This is a genomic window from Chitinophaga pinensis DSM 2588, assembly GCF_000024005.1.
Taxonomy (GTDB): domain Bacteria; phylum Bacteroidota; class Bacteroidia; order Chitinophagales; family Chitinophagaceae; genus Chitinophaga; species Chitinophaga pinensis.
The window spans coordinates 7,567,374-7,585,077 of record NC_013132.1 but is presented as its reverse complement, the minus strand read 5'-3'; the positions used below and the strand labels follow the sequence as shown (position 1 = coordinate 7,585,077).

The 17,704-nt window shown below is 38.0% G+C and carries 18 protein-coding genes and 1 tRNA gene; 9 read left to right on the top strand and 10 right to left on the bottom strand.

Features of this window, described 5'->3' with window-relative positions; translation table 11 throughout:
• The first annotated feature begins 219 nt into the window (after positions 1-219).
• Positions 220-1,413, top strand: a complete 1,194-nt coding sequence (locus CPIN_RS29580; protein ID WP_012793562.1) for an MFS transporter — start codon at positions 220-222, stop codon at positions 1,411-1,413.
• A gap of 46 nt (positions 1,414-1,459) precedes the next feature.
• Here CPIN_RS29580 and CPIN_RS29575 read toward each other — a convergent pair whose 3' ends face one another.
• From CPIN_RS29575 to CPIN_RS29565, 3 genes are all read right to left on the bottom strand, one after another.
• On the bottom strand, positions 1,460-2,512 hold the full coding sequence (locus CPIN_RS29575) for a flavin monoamine oxidase family protein (protein WP_012793561.1): 1,053 nt from the start codon (positions 2,510-2,512) through the stop codon (positions 1,460-1,462).
• A 104-nt stretch (positions 2,513-2,616) separates the two neighbouring features.
• Positions 2,617-3,009, bottom strand: a complete 393-nt coding sequence (locus CPIN_RS29570) for an OsmC family protein (RefSeq protein ID WP_012793560.1) — start codon at positions 3,007-3,009, stop codon at positions 2,617-2,619.
• Positions 3,010-3,165: 156 nt separating this feature from the next.
• Positions 3,166-4,065 (bottom strand): AraC family transcriptional regulator, encoded by a 900-nt coding sequence (locus CPIN_RS29565; RefSeq protein ID WP_012793559.1) that lies wholly within the window; start codon positions 4,063-4,065, stop codon positions 3,166-3,168.
• 217 nt (positions 4,066-4,282) lie between these two features.
• On the opposite strand from CPIN_RS29565, the gene CPIN_RS29560 reads away from it, so the two are divergent.
• The gene (locus CPIN_RS29560) at positions 4,283-4,591 is read left to right on the top strand and encodes a thioredoxin family protein (protein ID WP_012793558.1); all 309 of its coding nucleotides are present in this window, start codon (positions 4,283-4,285) and stop codon (positions 4,589-4,591) included.
• A gap of 191 nt (positions 4,592-4,782) precedes the next feature.
• Here CPIN_RS29560 and CPIN_RS29555 read toward each other — a convergent pair whose 3' ends face one another.
• Both CPIN_RS29555 and CPIN_RS29550 read right to left on the bottom strand, forming a co-directional pair.
• Entirely contained in the window at positions 4,783-5,349 is a 567-nt protein-coding gene (locus tag CPIN_RS29555) for a thioredoxin family protein (RefSeq protein ID WP_012793557.1), read from the bottom strand.
• A gap of 23 nt (positions 5,350-5,372) precedes the next feature.
• Positions 5,373-6,542, bottom strand: a complete 1,170-nt coding sequence (locus CPIN_RS29550; RefSeq protein ID WP_336469980.1) for a flavin monoamine oxidase family protein — start codon at positions 6,540-6,542, stop codon at positions 5,373-5,375.
• A 1-nt stretch (position 6,543) separates the two neighbouring features.
• Between CPIN_RS29550 and CPIN_RS29545 the strand changes: the two genes are divergently transcribed.
• Entirely contained in the window at positions 6,544-7,437 is an 894-nt protein-coding gene (locus CPIN_RS29545; RefSeq protein ID WP_012793555.1) for an AraC family transcriptional regulator, read from the top strand.
• A gap of 82 nt (positions 7,438-7,519) precedes the next feature.
• A complete protein-coding gene (locus CPIN_RS29540; RefSeq protein WP_012793554.1) occupies positions 7,520-7,807 on the top strand; it encodes a hypothetical protein in 288 nt (95 codons plus the stop codon).
• Positions 7,808-8,221: 414 nt separating this feature from the next.
• Here the strand turns inward: CPIN_RS29540 and CPIN_RS29530 are convergent, their stop codons facing one another.
• Complete coding sequence (locus CPIN_RS29530; protein ID WP_187294706.1) at positions 8,222-8,755, bottom strand: TlpA family protein disulfide reductase; 534 nt, start codon at positions 8,753-8,755, stop codon at positions 8,222-8,224.
• 156 nt (positions 8,756-8,911) lie between these two features.
• On the opposite strand from CPIN_RS29530, the gene CPIN_RS29525 reads away from it, so the two are divergent.
• The 5 genes from CPIN_RS29525 (at position 8,912) to CPIN_RS29505 (ending at position 12,957) form a co-directional block, all read left to right on the top strand.
• Complete coding sequence (locus CPIN_RS29525; RefSeq protein ID WP_012793551.1) at positions 8,912-9,961, top strand: NAD(P)-dependent alcohol dehydrogenase; 1,050 nt, start codon at positions 8,912-8,914, stop codon at positions 9,959-9,961.
• Between the two features lie 26 nt (positions 9,962-9,987).
• The gene (locus CPIN_RS29520; RefSeq protein ID WP_012793550.1) at positions 9,988-10,383 is read left to right on the top strand and encodes an OsmC family protein; all 396 of its coding nucleotides are present in this window, start codon (positions 9,988-9,990) and stop codon (positions 10,381-10,383) included.
• A gap of 383 nt (positions 10,384-10,766) precedes the next feature.
• Positions 10,767-11,519, top strand: a complete 753-nt coding sequence (locus CPIN_RS29515; protein ID WP_012793549.1) for an SDR family NAD(P)-dependent oxidoreductase — start codon at positions 10,767-10,769, stop codon at positions 11,517-11,519.
• Positions 11,520-12,144: 625 nt separating this feature from the next.
• Positions 12,145-12,504, top strand: a complete 360-nt coding sequence (locus CPIN_RS29510) for an AraC family transcriptional regulator (protein WP_222838157.1) — start codon at positions 12,145-12,147, stop codon at positions 12,502-12,504.
• A gap of 33 nt (positions 12,505-12,537) precedes the next feature.
• The gene (locus tag CPIN_RS29505; RefSeq protein ID WP_012793547.1) at positions 12,538-12,957 is read left to right on the top strand and encodes a VOC family protein; all 420 of its coding nucleotides are present in this window, start codon (positions 12,538-12,540) and stop codon (positions 12,955-12,957) included.
• Positions 12,958-13,261: 304 nt separating this feature from the next.
• On the opposite strand, the gene CPIN_RS29500 is transcribed toward CPIN_RS29505, so the two are convergent.
• From CPIN_RS29500 to CPIN_RS29480, 4 genes are all read right to left on the bottom strand, one after another.
• The gene (locus CPIN_RS29500) at positions 13,262-14,314 is read right to left on the bottom strand and encodes an IS481 family transposase (protein ID WP_012793546.1); all 1,053 of its coding nucleotides are present in this window, start codon (positions 14,312-14,314) and stop codon (positions 13,262-13,264) included.
• 951 nt (positions 14,315-15,265) lie between these two features.
• Positions 15,266-15,349, bottom strand: a tRNA-Leu gene (locus tag CPIN_RS29490).
• A 157-nt stretch (positions 15,350-15,506) separates the two neighbouring features.
• Positions 15,507-16,658: a glycoside hydrolase family 76 protein gene (locus tag CPIN_RS29485; protein ID WP_012793545.1), complete on the bottom strand. Its 1,152-nt coding sequence runs from the start codon at positions 16,656-16,658 to the stop codon at positions 15,507-15,509.
• A 174-nt stretch (positions 16,659-16,832) separates the two neighbouring features.
• Entirely contained in the window at positions 16,833-17,645 is an 813-nt protein-coding gene (locus CPIN_RS29480; protein WP_012793544.1) for a 2,3,4,5-tetrahydropyridine-2,6-dicarboxylate N-succinyltransferase, read from the bottom strand.
• Between the last annotated feature and the right edge of the window lie 59 nt (positions 17,646-17,704).

The following is a 17,704-nucleotide window of genomic DNA, read 5'->3' as shown; positions in this document are numbered from 1 at the left end:
GTAAATACTGAAACTTACCATTTGTTTGCAATAATGTACATCAATTTATTCTTCATCTTTCGTCAACTTTGCATCGAAATAAAAAAAGTATATCATTTGAATGTCTAATGCCTATTTAGTTATAAGAGAGAGGTCACCTAATTATGGGTGGCCTTTTGACCATCCCATATACTATATAAGTAATGCATCAAATTTCAAATTAAATTATCGTTCAGTGGCATGAAAACACAATGGAATAAAGTTATTATTTTATCAATTGCTCAATCACTTTTCCAAACTTCATCAATTATAGTTTTTACTATATCAGGCATGGTGGGGCTGAACCTTGCATCGAATAAAAGTTTGGCAACATTACCTATTGGCATGATGTCATTAGGGACAGCTATGATGATGATTCCAGCTTCCTTTATTATAAAGAAAATTGGTCAGCGAAAGGGATTTATGTCAGGTATTGCATTTGGTCTTAGTGGTGGGTTATTAGCATCTTATGCAATCGTTAGGGGTTCTTTCCCGCTATTTGTTATGGCTAACATGATGATCGGATTTTATCAGGGGTTTTCTCAATATTACCGATTTGCAGCTGCTGATGCAGTAACAGATGAGAATAAAGGGAAAGCAATCTCGTTTGTACTTGCTGGAGGGGTAGTGGCAGCTATAGCCGGGCCTAACCTTGCCAGATTTACACAGCATGTAGGACCAGTACCATTTGCTTACTGTTATTTATCTATAGCGATTTTGAGTGTATGTGCGTTGGCTATCATATTTAATATACAACAGCCAAAGGTTTCATTGCAAAATATAGTGGAGGATTTACAACCAGCCAGGTCTCTGAGGGAGATAGTTTTCAACAGGCTTACAATTAGTGCACTGATTTCATCTGCAGTGGGTTATTCGGTAATGAATATGGTAATGACGGCCACTCCATTGGCAATGCATCATTCCGGACACAACAGTGATGATGCAGCTATGGTGATACAATGGCATGTCTTGGGTATGTTCGTACCATCATTTTTTACCGGTACGCTGATAAAAAGATTCGGTGTACATAGAATCATCATCACCGGTATTATTATATTATTTATACATGTGTCATTTGCAATATCAGGTACCGATTTTATGCATTTTGTTTCTGGTCTTATTTTGTTAGGAATTGGCTGGAATTTTATGTTTATAGGTGGTACAACATTACTTACGCAGGCATATCGGCCACAGGAGAAAGCAAAAACCCAGGCAATGCACGACTTCTTTGTATTTACCGTTATCAGTGCTTCTGGCTTTTCCGCTGGTAACCTTCTAAATGCTTATGGGTGGAAGGGAGTTAATCTGGCTGTCATTCCTTTGCTGGTTATTTCGCTAACTACCATGGTTATTAATAGCATTAGAAAAACAGGTACGCAACCAAGAATACAATGAATATATGAGAGGCTGTGTATTATACAGCCTCTCATATTTAAAGTGATTATACTCCCAATGTTTTCATTATATTTTTCGCTACCATAACAGCCCCTTCCATATAGCCAGGATAATGAGGTGAACTTTCTGTTGCACAGAAAAAAAGGCGGTCATCCATATATCGGGATTGTAGTAATGGATGTCCATTATTTAAATGCCGTAACCTGATAATTGGATTACCTGAAAGTAAAAATTTACCTGTCCAGATTTTATCTTCGTATAATAACGGATATAACGCCCGATCTCCATAGTTGTGAGCTACTTGTTCCAGGACCATCTTTTTACGTTCTTCCTGACTAAATTGTTGCGCCTCTTCGTGCAAAAATCCGGTAAACCCAAATTTATTACCTTCATAATTTGTATGGTCATACATTTCTGTTATAATACCAGCATTGCTATAAATCATGCCTGAAAAACCCGCCTTTCTCCAGAATTGTTGATCATACTCAAGTATAAATTTAATGGACCCTGCCATCCACGTTTGTATCCTGGGCATAATTGAAAGTAGGTTTTCAGGTAATGAAGGCTCAAATTTTATATCGGATCCTGCGAGTTGTGGTGGTAAACATAAAAATATATACCGGGCTTTATAAATTCTATTGTCTGTTGTCTCCGCATATAGGTATTCGTTTTTAGCAGAAATTTTACTGACTTTTGTGTTAAGTTGTATAGTATTTTTTTCCAGCTTCCCCATGAGGTTTTTAATGAGGTTCTGCGTACCACCTGCCAGCCGATAGGAAGGAGATGTTTCTTCTGGTACATAAAATTGCTGGGGTGGTTGATCTGGCCGGGTATAGAACAAGGAAAGACCTGTATTATATTGCGGAAACTTATGAAGGCCCAATTCATCTAATAGTTCTATTAAGTTGATATGTGCATCTGAGAACCAGGTGGCTCCTAACTCCATCGGTGTACCTAAAGTACCGTTAACTGTTTTGATTCTGCCACCTGTTCTATCGGCCCCTTCCAGGATTAGTGCGTTAATTCCCTTTTTTTTTAACAAATAAGCTAAAGTAAGGCCACTTAATCCACCACCTATAATTAAGTAATCATATTCCATTGGTAAAAATTATATTAGCAAATGGCATACGGAAGTACTCCGTATGCCATTCAAGGTGCAAAAACCAATTATTTCAATCTCAACATTCTCATGTAGAAATTAAATTAGCTATGGCTGTAGATAAATTGAAATTCTTTTTCAATTCTGGCATCAATCGTATTACCCACATGACATTGCTTCTTTGCTGCATTTTCAATTACTTCCCGCTGTTCTGCCGAATAATCATCTTTAAAGAACAGTTTGATATTAATTTTCCCAACGCCACTTCCTGTCGTACTCATTTCATAGGTAATTTCACTTTTTGAATTGTTTACTTCAAAAAGTTTCGTTTGAGCTACGTAGTCAATGGTCCCTAATAAACAGCTGCCATAGGCGCTGATTAACAGATCTACCGGAGAAAATTGAACAGCATTTACTGTTATAGGGTTGTCATTCAGGGGTGCTTCTGTAGTGGCTTTGAATTTTCCCTGATAAGCAGTTGAAATTACATTTGACATAATATGAGTTTTAAAGAAATAATTTTAAAATTAACCGGCATTAAGCCAGATTAACACCGGTATTGTGTAACAGCGTATACACTACAAATTTGAGCTTTAATAGCATGCCTGAAAATGGAAATAACTGAAAAGAGCTGGTAATTTTAAGTTATAAGGTCACATTATGGATTTGCGAAAATCAGTTGGCGAAAAACCTGTTTGCCTTCTGAAGTATTTTACAAAATAGGATGGGTCATCAAATCCTAATCTATATCCAATTTGATTGACATTTAAACTTGAATGTAATAATAAACGTTTTGCTTCCAGAATGATTCTTTCCTGAATCATTTGTAACGGTGTTTTGTTGAGCACCAAACCAATCAGGTCAGAAAGGGTACGGGATGATATGCTCATAAATTTAGCATATTCAACGATCGAAAGACCTTTGGTGTAATTTTCGTTAATAAGATTAACAAATTTAATTACCTGCATTCTTTTTTCGTCAACCGTAAAAAGCGGCTTGCCGGTTCTTTTTTCAAATTCATACTTGCATCGCTGTGTCTGTACCAGAAATGCCATTAGATATATTCTTATCAATTCATCTTTGCCAAATGACAATGCACCTTCCAATTCTTCCTTAATTAAACCAATATACTTTTCAAGTTGGTGCTTAATGCCACTACCAATACAACAGGCTGGCTGCTGGTATGGATTGTTAAATAAACTGCATTTTAAAAAGAAGGAAAACTCACTGGCATCCGGTAATAGATATGGCTCATTAAAATGTATTAATATACCTTCATAATCGGAGTTTTCATCAAAATAATGTACTTGATTGGGAGCAATAAAAAACATCGCATTTTCAAACACATCATATACTTCAAAATCCACAAAATGTTTTCCCTGACCGGATTGAAACCAGATGATCTGGTAAAAACTATGAATATGTGGTTTTGAAACTGAACAATGATGCCCCTTTAGATAGTCTTTCATGTCATAAACTGCAAACTGGGGTTTATCTGGTTCATGATTATTCAGATGATATTCGGTAATAACATTTGCCTTTTCGCTATCCATAATTACATGCTATATCTTATATAACAAAGGTAATATTATAAGGAAAAATTTGCCCCAATCCAGGAGTTGATATGCTGAAAGTAACCATGATTTTTCTCAAAATTACCATCCTTTTAACTACCTGGCTACCTGTTATTACCATTTGTTTTCTGTTATCTCCATTTTTTTAAAATGAAGGTTTACTCAACTTTGCATCTGATAATTTTAAATCAACATTATGGACGTATTAGAGATTATTAAATCAGAGAAACCAACCTTAATAAATTTTTTCGCTACGTGGTGTGGTCCCTGCCATGCTATGAAGCCAAACCTGGACCAGGCAGCAGCACATTATGGTGAGCGAATTAATTACGAGCGTATAGATGTAGATGAATATGCGCAGTTATCAGGAAAGTTTGGTATTCGTAGTATTCCAACAACCATACTTTTTAAAAATAATGAGATCGTATGGAAGCATACTGGTGTTTATCCAGGAACGGAAATTATTAAGCGCATTGGAGAGCATATAACTGTGGAACAGAAATAAGGATTTTAAAAATCAATCGGTTGGATATTGTAAACCAGATTATGTATTTCATTAAAAATTTCCTTTTTTTAAAATTGGCGTTAGTGAATTCTTCCTTTAGCGTAATGCTGGTTAATAATTACCCTTGTACGAGAGGTTTTTAATTGTGAAGGTTACCTTAATCGGTAGCCTTTGCTGTTTTTGCTATAGCACTACAGCTTTTTGCTTAACTGTATTGCCAGCTCCTGCTGAATATCTACGCCTTTATTAGTATTATACCAATGTTGAAGTGCTGTTTTTATTTCTTCAAATGGTGCCTGATTAGCCAAAAGTTGATCATACATAAGCTGGCATTTCAAAGGGCGCGGCCCCCATACCATCACATCAGCTTCTTTATCACTTCTATAAATAACCTTAGGAATAGACTTGCTCCCCTTAGTAAGATAGCTGTTAATCCTATACGGTTCACTATCTCTTAATTCATATAAAACATTTATAAGTGGATTAGTATCACTTATCATTTTTATAAATGGTATACTGTGTGCAGCATCACCACACCATGGCTCTGTTATAACAATCCAGGTTTGAGGTATACAGATTTTTTTGACAATTTCCAGGAGCTCATCAGATAATTGGCCCTTTTTTAACCACCGGTTCATCCGGCTCCAGTTGAGCCTTGTATAATCTATGTATTCCTGTTTGTCATAAGGAGTAACTAGTGTAGATGGATCGTGATTGATGATACTTTCAAAGTAGGTATAGTATTCTTCAAATGTCATGTTTAAATATTAAGATATTTCGTCTAATTAATATTCGTCGCCACGCGATGTGCGGCTACGACTGCACCTTCCATATATCCAGGACAATTAGAGGATGTTTCAGAACCTCCAAAGAACAATCTTCCGTCCATATAACCCGACTGCAACAGTTCATGTCCGTTATGCTGATGAGGGTATCGGATGACCTGTGGTGAGGTTATTGTAAATTTGTCAGACCAAATTTTATCATTATAAGAAAGTGGCTCCATCGCTTTATTGCCAAGCAGGCCGGATAATTGCTCCAGTACGAGTTGTTTCCGTATTGAATATTCATATCCGGCGGCTCCTCCATTTAGAAATCCAGTAAAGCCAAACTTATTTTCTTCAAAATTTGTATGATCATACATTTCTGTAACAATACCGGCATGGCTGAATAGCATGCCGGAATAGCCACTATTTCGCCAGAAGGGGTGATTATATTCCAGTACAAATTTTACTGAACCTGCCATCCAGGTATGAACTGTGGACAGCAGTGAAGACAGTTCCCCGGATAGTTTGGGCAAGATATTGATTTGGTCACCTATTAGCTGAGGGGGCATACATAACACGACTTTATCCCCAGTGTAAACTTCCCCATTATTCGTAGTAATATTTATGGGATATTGCCCGGCGTCTATTTTTGTGACAGCATTATCAGTAATAATGGTTTGTCCTTTTAATTTATTTAATAATGCTTCAATTAGCTTGTATGTACCTCCTGCAATTCTATAGGATGGTTGTTCAGCAGCAGTAATAAAAAATTGCTGTGGGGGCTCAAAGGACTTGGTTTGAAATAGGGAAATGCCGCCGGAAAACTGCGGGAAGGTATCCAGGCCTAACTCATCAATTAATTCTTTTAATTTGCTATGCATATCTGAAAACCATGTCGCACCTAACTCAAGTGGTGTTCCTGTTTTCCCAGCTATTGTTTCTATCCTGCCACCTAACCTGGTGGTTGCTTCAAGTATAGTAACTGTTTTGTTTTTTTTAGTTAAGTACCAGGCTAGTGATAAACCACTTAAGCCCCCACCAACGATAATAATATGTTCAGACATGCCACGAAGGTAAAACTCAGTGGTTAGCTGATATTGTACTTTTAGGCAAAAACATGGTAACTTTAAGCAAGCGGAGAAGTAGCCGTTATCTTTAAGTAAATTTGATTCATTTTGCAGCAATATGTCAAAAGAACAGCATAGCAATATTGAAGAATATCATCTCAACCGGCACCAGCCAGGTGAAGACCAGTTTGTGATTCATGATCTAAAAACCTATCTGAATAGAAATAGCAATAATACAACAAGGCCACATATTCATAGCTATTACCAGATTATATGGTTTAAAACTGGAATGGGTAAACATTATGTTGACTTTATAAGTCATGAAGTGAATGACCAGATGATTTTTTTTATAGCAAAAAATCAGGTTCATTATTTTGATAAGAATATTGAATACGAAGGTTTTTTGTTACATTTCAATGAAACTTTTCTGGGACAGGATGATGAAACGGATTTCTTCTTAAAATGTAATTTATTCAACAATCCATACCAGCAGCCGTATTGCAGGGTTGATACTTCAACCATTTCAAAATTGGATATCAATATTCAACAACTGAAAGGAGAATTAGCTGAGAGTAATCCTTTTGGGAGAAATGAAATAATCCGGGCCTACCTGAAGTCAGTGCTGATATTGGTACAACGAAGTAAAAATGCATATAATATTCAGCAACCAGATTCTTTTACTGCAGATGATAAACGTATACAACTGGTTAAGTTTTTCAATTTAGTTGAAGAACATTATAAAGAAGGACTAACAATTAATGAATATGCACGTAAATTAAATATTTCCACACGTACACTTTCGGACCTCACCAATCAACAGGTAAATAAAACACCTTCTCAAATGATTCAGGAACGAATTATTCTTGAAGCCCAGCGTTTGCTTGTACATTCCAACCTTAATATTAATCAGATCGGCTTTCGAATGGGCTTTGATGATCCATCTTATTTTGTAAAGTACTTTAAGAAGCATACAAAGATGTCTCCTTCGGATTTCCGGAAGACCATTGCTTAAAATTACCATTGCTTTTCAGTATTGTCCATTTTAAAATAAGGGCATTAATACGAATTTTACAGCGTATTAAAACTTAATTAACATGAGTAAAGCATATTTGCAAATCTCTATGCAGATTGATGCAGCAGACAGAGCAAACGCAGCCGGTGTTTATAACAAATACAAAGCAGCATTTTTAGATAATGTCCAAGGTGCGAAAGCCAAGGAATTATTAATTCGTGAAGAGGATGTCCAGGTTTTGCATGAATTTGACACTGTTGAAAATGCATCGGCATATCTTCAAACCGAGTTATTTAATCAGGATGTGGTAACTGCATTGAAACCTTATCTGAAGGCTAATCCTGATGTCAGGATCTATACGGTAGCATAGGGTTACTCCAGCTTATAATAGATGATAACAGAAAAGAGACTATTTTAGATAGTCTCTTTTTTTATCTAAGGTAATGTTAACTTCAATTAATTACCATTTTTTCTCTAAATACTCCCTTTTCATTACCTAAGTTTTACATCATCTTTGTATAAAAAAGAAAATGTTTAAATATTTTAAAAGACCAGCGAAGGCAACTATTGTTAAATTAGTAATAGGGGCTTATTTTACAATTTCCGGAATAATTGATCAACAATGGCAAATTATTGTATTGGGAGGACTGATGGTTGTTTTTAGTCTTACCGTAAAAGGTGGTTGCAGTTCCGGCACCTGTGAAATTAACTATAAATATAAAAGATGAGTAAGGTAATCAGCAGAATGTATTTATATTTTCTACTGATCTGTTTTTGTTCAAAATTATTCACCTTTCTCAATAAGATCAGTCAAGGATTTTTTAATCTGGGTAGATGTATAGTCCTTAGGGCCGTCAAAGCGCAAGCGGATATTCCCCTTCCTATCGAGCACAACGCTTACTGGTATTCCATTACCCAGAAATTCTTCCGGTAAAAGTCTTTTTGCTGCATATTCATATACATCCAGGTCATATTTATTATTTATCAAAAAAGCGTTTGCTTTTTGAATGTCTTCTTCAATATCTACAAGCAGAAATACGATGCTGTCGTTGTTATTAAAAGATTGTTTCAATTTATTGATTGTAGCCATTTCGGCAACACATGGCGAACACCATGTAGCCCAGAAATTTATGAAAACTATTTTTCCTTTAAAGGCACTTAATGAAATATTGTTTCCTTTAATATCCTTCAATGGCAGTTCGGGAGTTATAGTACTATCAGCTGCCAGGATTGAATAATTTAAAATTTTGCGGTTAATATGACCTTTAACTTCAAAGATGAGACTGCTCATCAGGGCCAAAGTAAGTATTAATTTCATATTCTTATATTTCAGGGATGGTAATAATTTTCTTTTGAATAAGATAAGCGAGTGTTCCATTCTAACCCACTTTCTTCTAAAATATACCAGTCATTTTCCGATTTCACCATTTCTTATCCAAATTGCATAGATGATCTTTGTAAGATACTGATAAAAATGGGAAAATTAATTATCTCTAAAGGATATGCAGCAACGAATGATACAGATCCATTAGTTCCTTTCACTTTTGAAAGAAAGGAACCTGGTGTTGAGGAAGTATTAATTGACATATTGTACTGTGGTATATGCCATGCAGATATTCATCAATCAAAGAATGAATATGGGCGTACGAAATACCCATTTGTTCCAGGACATGAAATTATTGGACGTGTACATTCAATCGGTAGTCAGGTAAGAAATTTTATAATAGGCGATTTGGTAGGTGTAGGATACTTTATCAATTCCTGCGGACATTGTGTCAATTGTGTAAATCACGAAGAACACTTTTGTGATAATGGTATGATGCCTACACATAATGGAGTCCTTCCTGATGGTAGTACGACGAAAGGTGGCTATTCAAATTGCATTGTAGTAAAAGAAAAATATATTCTGAAAGTTTCAGAAAAACTTCTATTGCCAGCGGTTGCACCTCTTCTGTGTGCAGGGATTACTACTTATTCAGCAATAAAACATAATCAGATTGGCATAGGACATAAGGTAGCTATACTCGGATTGGGAGGGTTAGGCCACATGGCGGTGAAATTTGCCCGGTCATTTGGGGCCATTGTTACTGTATTGAGCAGTGGTGTATCTAAGAAAGAAAGTGCTTTTGAACTGGGTGCTCACAATTTTGTTCACACAGATGATGAAGCCCGGTCCAAAATGGAAATAGGAAGTTTTGATTTTGTTATAGATACAGTGTCTGCCAGACATGATTATAATAAGTATTTAAATCTGTTAAGGAAAGATGGAACATTGGTTTTATTGGGAGTACCACCTGAAATAACGCCTATTCATCCTGGTTTGCTAATCTTTCGCAGAAGGAAGGTAGTTGGATCTTTTATTGGTGGAATAGAAGAAACACAGGAAATGCTTGATTACTGTGCAACGCATAATATTACAGCAGATGTTGAAGTCATACAGCCGGATTATATTAATACTGCTTTTGAAAGAATGCTTAAAGGTGATGTGAAATACCGGTTTGTGATTGATATGTCAGGATTATAGTCAATAATAACTTAAACAGAACAAATATGCAGCCGACAGTAGAATCAAGGTATCTTGGAAATGGCAAATCATCAATTGTGTCTCCATTAAATACTGAAGCATTAAATGCCGATTCCGAAAATTTCAGGCCTATGAATTTTTTAGTAGGTGGTTATGGGACTTGTATGATGAGTGTGATGGATATGATAGCGGGCCAAAATGGATTTAATCTTTCAGAAGCGAGAACGGAGATTAGATTTTCGCCAATGCCTGATATGAGTAGATTAGATACAATAGATATTAAATGCTTTATTAGAAAAGGGGATTACAATGCTGCGGAAAAACAAATTCTGGAGGATGCAGCGACAAAGATGTGTCCTATAGGAAACAGCCTGAACCCGGAAATTAAACGTTCTTATGAATTTGTTTATGGAGTAGAATAAGGCAGTATTGAACTATTCAAGATATCAGGCATGTTATAAGTAACTGCCTGATATTTTTTTACATCAAAAAAAGATAAAATATATATTAATGGAGGATTATTAATAATGTTTGAATAAATTAGTATCCTTAACCTTTTTTAATTGCTATCGCCGGCCATTATGTTATAGTGTCGCCCTGAGTAAGCAGATTGTAAAAGATATTGGTTTACCTTATTTTTGGGTAATTAATACAATAGTACCCTGCTATTATAGGCGCTAGCAGATCCGGATTTCACTGTTTGCCTGAAATTACCATTTCTTTTCATGCTTGTCCATTTTCATACTTATCGGAATAATTCACCTTTGTACTGTCAAAATTGATTATAGTAAATTAATTCAATACAATGGAACAAGCATTAATTGTCGGCGGTACAACTGGTATGGGAAAAGCAACAGCTGAATTATTGTTGCATAAAGGAGTTGAAGTAGCTATCATTGGAAGGAGTGAAATAAAACTCCAGGAAGTCAAACAGGAGCTATCTAAATTGGGCAAAGTAAGAATCTATGCCCTCGATCTTTCCAAACAAGATGAAGTAAATACTTTCAACGGTAAACTAGCAGCTGAGCTATCAGGTCTAAAATACCTGGTAAATGCAGCAGGATATTTTAACCCCAAATCTTTCCTGGATTACACTGAAGCTGATTACAATATTTACCACGATTTTAATAAGGCATTCTTCTTTATTACACAGGCAGCGGCGCACATAATGAAGATCAATGGTGGAGGTTCAATTGTCAATATAGGCTCTATGTGGGCTAAACAGGCTATTAAAGCAACTCCTTCCTCAGCATATTCTATGGCCAAAGCTGGTTTGCATAGCCTCACTCAACATCTGGCAATGGAACTAGCAGATGCAAATATTCGTGTAAATGCGGTTTCTCCCGCTGTAGTAGTAACTCCTATCTATGGTTCGTTCATAGATAAGAATAAGATTGAAGAAACTTTGCAGGGCTTTAATAGCTTTCATCCACTCGGTAGAGTTGGTCGCTCAGTTGATGTAGCTAATACAATCGTATTCCTGCTTTCTGATGAAGCAGCATGGGTTACAGGTGCGGTCTGGGATGTTGATGGTGGAGTAATGGCTGGTAGAAACTGATAATTTTTAAAATGGGATAGTCAAGTTAGGAAGGCTATGTCATAAGACATAGTCTTCCTATTCCAGGCCAAAAGAGTCATCTCATTTTGCAAAACCTGGTTCGTCCTTAAATTAAAGAATAATGAATACGTTAAAAATTTTCCTCCTTTACACCCGGCATCTCAAATATTTGTAGAATACTGCGAACTTGTTTTACATTGTAATACTTCCCCTCTCTTATACCAATTTTCTTCTTGTGGAATTGCAACAAAAAAAAGACGGTAAAAAAATTGCTGAATTCATAAACTTAAAAGAGGGGGCCTCATTGATTTATGAGACACCCTCTTTTTTATTATACAAGCTGTTGTAATGCGCCTTATGTTTAGATTTTTTTATAAAATATGATCCTATTAGCTTTTATGGAACGGGTGGCAATAAAAGAAAGTATCTTAAAATCGGATTCTTCCACTTTTAAGATATTTTCTTTCTCAGATTATGTGCTAATTCCAGTAATTCAAATATCTATCCATAAGGTTGATGGTATGAAATTTTTAAAAAGCCGTATCCTATCAGGGTACGGCTTTTTTTGTACCTTTAAATCATGGCCCCGGGATTCTACTTATATAAGCGTATTGTACAGGCAAAGTTGTTTATTGATAATAACAGTGCCGAACCTATTGACCTTGATCAAATTTCTGATGAAGCGTATTTTTCAAAATTTCATTTTATCCGGTTGTTTAAGAAGATGTATGGCCGCACACCCCATCAGTACCTGATTGCTGTAAGGCTGGAAAAGGCAAGGCAGTTATTGACAAGAGGTATGCCAGTATCTGATGTGTGTGTGTCTATTGGTTTTGAGAGTCTTAGTACATTTAGCGGTAAGTTTAAACAAGCATTTGGGATGACGCCTACTGCATTTATTGCTTACCGGGCCGAACAGCAGCAGCAGCCGTTGAAATATATCCCCGGTTGTTTTATTAGCAATTTTGAAGAAACCACCATGTAATAAAAGTCGTTAATTCGCTTAAAACGCTAAGTAATGATTACAAAAGTAACGCACATGTGCGTGTACGTTCTTGATCAGGATCGTGCATATGATTTTTATGTCAATAAGTTAGGTTTTAGGGTACACACTGATGTGCCGATGGGTAAAGATGGCCGTTGGTTGACTGTGACACCACCGGAACAGCCGGAGCTGGAAATCACCCTTTTTCTTGTAGCGGAAGGTGGTATGTTTGACAATGAGTCTGTGGCGATGATGCGGCAGCTGATTCAAAAGGGTACGTTTGGTGCAGCGGTATTTACCTGCAATGATTTGATGGCAACGTATGAGGAGATGAAGGCAAAAGGAGTAGTGTTTAAGAAACCACCTACAAAGGAGTTTTATGCTTATGAGGCGTTGTTCTCAGATGATTCCGGAAATTGGTTTTCGCTCTCACAGGTGGATACAGAAAAATAATTAAAAAGAAGGTGTCTCACAAGTAATCATCATTTAGGTGAAATTCCGTTCAATCAGTAACTGGGTTATGATCAGGGAAAATTTACTTTTGAAACACCTTCTTTTAAGTTTATGATTCTGATTCTCCTTCCGGAAGATGGAGAAAATATTTATTTATATCAACTGATGGCAATTTCATAATGGTAGAAAGTTGGTCTTTAAGCCTGTGCCTTCTGTAGGTCTTATTAACCTGCTTTGTTGTTGTAGGTCCTAATAATGTGTAATAGTCAGTACTTGATCTGACAGTACAAGGGATTTTGTACGATTAATTGATAGCTAAAGATAACTGATTTAATTGTTTTTCTTTTGCCAGGTGTTTAGTTGCAATAAAAGTCTCCATGGGAGTTTTACCATAACAGTATTTTCCGCTGTGAGGTCGCTCGTTGTTGTAGTAAGTAAGCCAGTTATCTAAATCAGCCTGTAGTTGCTCTAACGTAGTGTAAATCGTCTTACGGAATGCAATAACGTAAAACTCCTCTTTTATTGTCCTGTTAAGCCGCTCACAGATCCCGTTTGACTGAGGGCTGCGCACCTGTGTTTTAGAGTGTTCTATGCCCTCTATAGTAAGATATAGCTCATATTCATGATGCTCGTATTTACCTTTATATTCTGATCCTCGGTCTGTCAAAATACGAAGCATAGGAACATCTTGATCTTCGAAGAATGGAAGTACTCGATCATTAAGAATATCAGCAGCTACGATTGCATTTTTTCGGTCGTAAACTTTTGCAAAAGCGATGCGGGAATAGGTGTCGATAAATGTCTGTTGATAAATTCTTCCAACGCCTTTAATACTTCCAACGTAATAAGTATCCTGGGCTCCAAGGTAACCAGGATGTTCTGTTTCTATTTCTCCGTAAGCCTCTCTTTTCTCCTTTTTCCGTTCAAGAGCCATCATTTGAGCTTCCGTGAGAATAATACCATCCTGAGCAATCTTGGCTTCAAGGGACTTTAATCTCTTATCAAATACCTCCAGGTCGTGCCTTTGCCAAACACTACGCACACCGCCTGCAGAGATAAATATGCCTTGTTTACGAAGTTCATTACTCACCCGTTGCTGACCAAAGGCAGGATAATCACAAGCCAATTTTACTACGGCTTCTTCAACAAATGGTTCAACTCGGTTTTTAAGAATGGGTTTAGAGCGGCTTATCTCTTGCAAGGCCAACTCTCCGCCTGTATCATACATCTCTTTGATGCGATAGAAGCTGTCTCGGCTGTAACCCATCACTTTAGAAGCACGGGATACGTTACCTAAGTTTTCTGCTAATTTCAGCAGACCTAACTTCGTTTTGATTAACTTGTCATTACTTTTCATATCTGACAGTTTTAAAGGGGATTAATTCGAAGTGTGGTTACTTAAAGTTAATCCCTTACTGTCAGATTAAGTCTTGACTATTTCAAATAATGTTGCGATCGTGGCATCATCTACAAGGGCATCCCTAAGTAAAATTGAAAAAGATAGACGGGCGCAGGACCCGGTAATATGCTTTTCTATACCTGCTGTTTTTATCCATGCCTCAAGAATTTTATTACAGCCATTTCGCCCTGGAATTTGGAAGAGCTTCTTGTTTCCAGATATACTACCTCGTTTTTTCCTTTGTATTTTGATTATCGCCTGGGCTATAGGATGGAGGGTCAATGTTACCGGATGTCCAGTTTTCTTTTTGTATTATTCGAGTAGTAAGTATATCTTCTATTATATCATTATCCCAAATTCGGTCAACATCAACCCATCTAAGCCCTGTATAGCAACAAAATATGAATGCATATCGAACCTCCTCATTTAAACATGCGTTTTTAATAAAGATAAATACTCTTCTACTTCCAAATTTTCTTTTAGATCTGTACTTGGATTTGTAATAGCAGAAACATCTTCCGTAGGATTATCCTGAAATTATTTGTCTTTTGTTGCAGCGTTTAAGACCCATTTAAACCTGGTAATTAGAATAAACGGGAATAAGTGAAAATAAGGGTGGATAAAGTATTTTTCGAAATTTTTCCTGCATGGATGTCAGTTCTGACAGATTTACCATTTTGAACCTGTCAATGGGATGTCAATTTTTACCGCTCGATATGAACGGGTCTTGAAATTTTGTTGCTGACCGTTTTGGTAAGATAAAGGGGAGAGGTACGACAAATTCTGCTTGGCATGCTGCTTGTCAATTGCTTGTCAATAATAGTGGTAGAAAGGGTTAAAACCTGTGATTTATTGACAAGCACAAACTAAAAATGGCCCTGTAAATCAATTGATTACAGAGCCATTACGTGCCCAGAACTGGATTCGAACCAGCACACCCTTGCGAGCGCTGCGACCTGAACACAGTGCGTCTACCAATTTCGCCATCTGGGCATCCTTGTTCCGTGTTAGGGATTGCAAAGGTAGACATTTATTCCAATCTGCCAAATTTTTCTTTAAAGATACTTACACAAGCTTTATACTATAGTTATCTTACGTTAGTGCTCCGTTATAAACGGAACACTAACGTAAGATAACTATAGTATAAACACTAGAACACCCAGACGCCATTCATCATTGCGACTCCACAAGTGGTCTCAAATGAATTTACGTAGGTATCCGGTGTTCTTCGCCACCATTGACCCCACATCAAACCGTTCGAATTTCTGTAGTTCCATGCCTCTGCGGCGTTGTAATTCAACCAGGTGGCGTAATTCGTCTGCAAATTATGATCTTTCACAAATCTGCAGGCCCAACGGGCGAAGATGGCTTTAAATCCCTGGCAGTCGTCGCAGTCATACTCATCAGGCATGAGTCCCTGTGCGTTGCACATATTATTTTTCGTGTAGTCCATGGCCTTCATTCCCATGGCTTTAAAATTAGAGGAAGGATAGGCGTTGTGCAGCATACTGCAGGCGCCGATAAATGTCCCTTGTGTATAGGTACGGGAGCCTTCGGTGATGGTACCGGCAGCATTGATTGCACCTTTGACTTCACCGGTGGCGGATACGTACAGACGGCTGATCATCCAGTCGGTGATCATTTTCGCTTTATCCCGGTAATTGACATCGCCGGTTACCTGGTAGAGATACATTGCGCAGATGGCGGCAGGCGCATTTACACAGGCATTTTTAGTGGCCTTGGCAGTCGTCCACCATAGTCCGCCGCCAAGGTTGGTATCCCAGGCACGGTTCCAGACCATGTCAAAGTTGTTTTTAGCCATATCCTTCATCCCACCGTCGTTGGTGATAAGAAAGGCCCGTACACACATAAGAGCGCCCCAAATGACATCGTCATTGAAGGTATTGGAGGTCCAGAGTAGGCCGTAGGCATCACGCATACCGTTATAGAGGTAGACCATTTTGTTACGGAGATCAGCGTCATTGTTGACGTTGTAGGCGTCTATTAAGGTTTCAATCGCTTCTGCCTGTCGCCAGAAATCCATTCTACCGGTACGGTTGACGTCAGAATAGTAATAGGCTTTGAAAGACGAGCCATAGGTGCCATATTGATTGTAAAATGCATTGTTATAGCACTGCATGGCTAACAGGGCTTCTGAGCGTACGGGTTGTACGGAATTGACGGTCATCAGACCTTTGGTAGTCGTTTTGGTGGACAGCTTTTCTATGCTACTGATCTCCTTTTTTCCGCAGCTGGCCATAGTAAGGGCCAGGAGTAATGCCGCAATCGGTGGAATTTTCATGTTTTTCATGTTTTATGAGTGAAGGGTATTGCTAACGTGGATAAAGTGCTCGTGGAAACCGGGTTTTCAATCTGCTACGTAATAGGACAGGGGAATGAGAAAAACTACTTACAGGGACATAAAAAAAGCCGCTTCCGATGAAGGAAGCGGCTTTTTTCCATATTTTCAGATAGCTTATACAGCTACGTTAAATTCTCTCAGGGTGTCGTTCAGACTGGTTTTCAGGTCTGTAGATGCTTTACGCTGACCGATGATCAGTGCACAGGAAACCTGGTATTCGCCGGCAGGGAATTTCTTGGTATAAGTACCTGGAATTACCACGCTGCGTGCTGGTACACGGCCTTTGTACTCAATTGGTTCCGGACCGCTTACGTCGATGATTTTGGTGCTCTGGGTTAATACTACGTTAGCACCCAGTACCGCTTCTTTCTCTACGACTACGCCTTCTACAACGATACAACGGGAGCCGATAAAGCAACCGTCTTCAATGATTACCGGACTAGCCTGCAGAGGTTCCAGTACGCCACCGATACCAACGCCACCGCTCAGGTGAACGTGCTTACCGATTTGTGCGCATGAGCCTACTGTCGCCCAGGTATCCACCATGGTACCTTCGTCAACGTAAGCGCCGATGTTTACATAAGATGGCATCAGGATCGCTCCCTTAGCAATAAAAGCACCGTAACGGGCAACTGCATGAGGTACAACACGTACACCCAGATCCTTGTAACGGGATTTCAGCTTCATTTTGTCATAGAACTCGAATGGTCCTACTTCTATGGTCTCCATTGACTGAATGCCGAAATACATCAGAATGGCCTGCTTAACCCACTCATTCACTTTCCAACCGTTCTCTCCAGGTTCAGCGACTCTTGTTTTGCCTTTGTCTACAGCCTCGATCACGCATTTTACTGCATCACTGTATTGTGACTCCTGTAGCAACGCACGATCATTCCAGGCCGCTTTTATTAATTCTTGTAGCTCCATCGTTGAAATTTTCTGCAAACATAAGGAAAACATGTTAGTAGTTGCAAGCTGGCAGCGAT

Excerpts from the sequence above, each read along its gene's own strand:
- CPIN_RS29580 (WP_012793562.1), top strand. The coding sequence starts at position 220 with ATGAAAACACAATGGAATAAAGTTATTATTTTATCAATTGCTCAATCA.
- CPIN_RS29575 (WP_012793561.1), bottom strand. The coding sequence starts at position 2,512 with ATGGAATATGATTACTTAATTATAGGTGGTGGATTAAGTGGCCTTACT.
- CPIN_RS29570 (WP_012793560.1), bottom strand. The coding sequence starts at position 3,009 with ATGTCAAATGTAATTTCAACTGCTTATCAGGGAAAATTCAAAGCCACT.
- CPIN_RS29565 (WP_012793559.1), bottom strand. The coding sequence starts at position 4,065 with ATGGATAGCGAAAAGGCAAATGTTATTACCGAATATCATCTGAATAAT.
- CPIN_RS29560 (WP_012793558.1), top strand. The coding sequence starts at position 4,283 with ATGGACGTATTAGAGATTATTAAATCAGAGAAACCAACCTTAATAAAT.
- CPIN_RS29555 (WP_012793557.1), bottom strand. The coding sequence starts at position 5,349 with ATGACATTTGAAGAATACTATACCTACTTTGAAAGTATCATCAATCAC.
- CPIN_RS29545 (WP_012793555.1), top strand. The coding sequence starts at position 6,544 with ATGTCAAAAGAACAGCATAGCAATATTGAAGAATATCATCTCAACCGG.
- CPIN_RS29540 (WP_012793554.1), top strand. The coding sequence starts at position 7,520 with ATGAGTAAAGCATATTTGCAAATCTCTATGCAGATTGATGCAGCAGAC.
- CPIN_RS29530 (WP_187294706.1), bottom strand. The coding sequence starts at position 8,755 with ATGAAATTAATACTTACTTTGGCCCTGATGAGCAGTCTCATCTTTGAA.
- CPIN_RS29525 (WP_012793551.1), top strand. The coding sequence starts at position 8,912 with ATGGGAAAATTAATTATCTCTAAAGGATATGCAGCAACGAATGATACA.
- CPIN_RS29520 (WP_012793550.1), top strand. The coding sequence starts at position 9,988 with ATGCAGCCGACAGTAGAATCAAGGTATCTTGGAAATGGCAAATCATCA.
- CPIN_RS29515 (WP_012793549.1), top strand. The coding sequence starts at position 10,767 with ATGGAACAAGCATTAATTGTCGGCGGTACAACTGGTATGGGAAAAGCA.
- CPIN_RS29505 (WP_012793547.1), top strand. The coding sequence starts at position 12,538 with ATGATTACAAAAGTAACGCACATGTGCGTGTACGTTCTTGATCAGGAT.
- CPIN_RS29500 (WP_012793546.1), bottom strand. The coding sequence starts at position 14,314 with ATGAAAAGTAATGACAAGTTAATCAAAACGAAGTTAGGTCTGCTGAAA.
- CPIN_RS29485 (WP_012793545.1), bottom strand. The coding sequence starts at position 16,658 with ATGAAAATTCCACCGATTGCGGCATTACTCCTGGCCCTTACTATGGCC.
- CPIN_RS29480 (WP_012793544.1), bottom strand. The coding sequence starts at position 17,645 with ATGGAGCTACAAGAATTAATAAAAGCGGCCTGGAATGATCGTGCGTTG.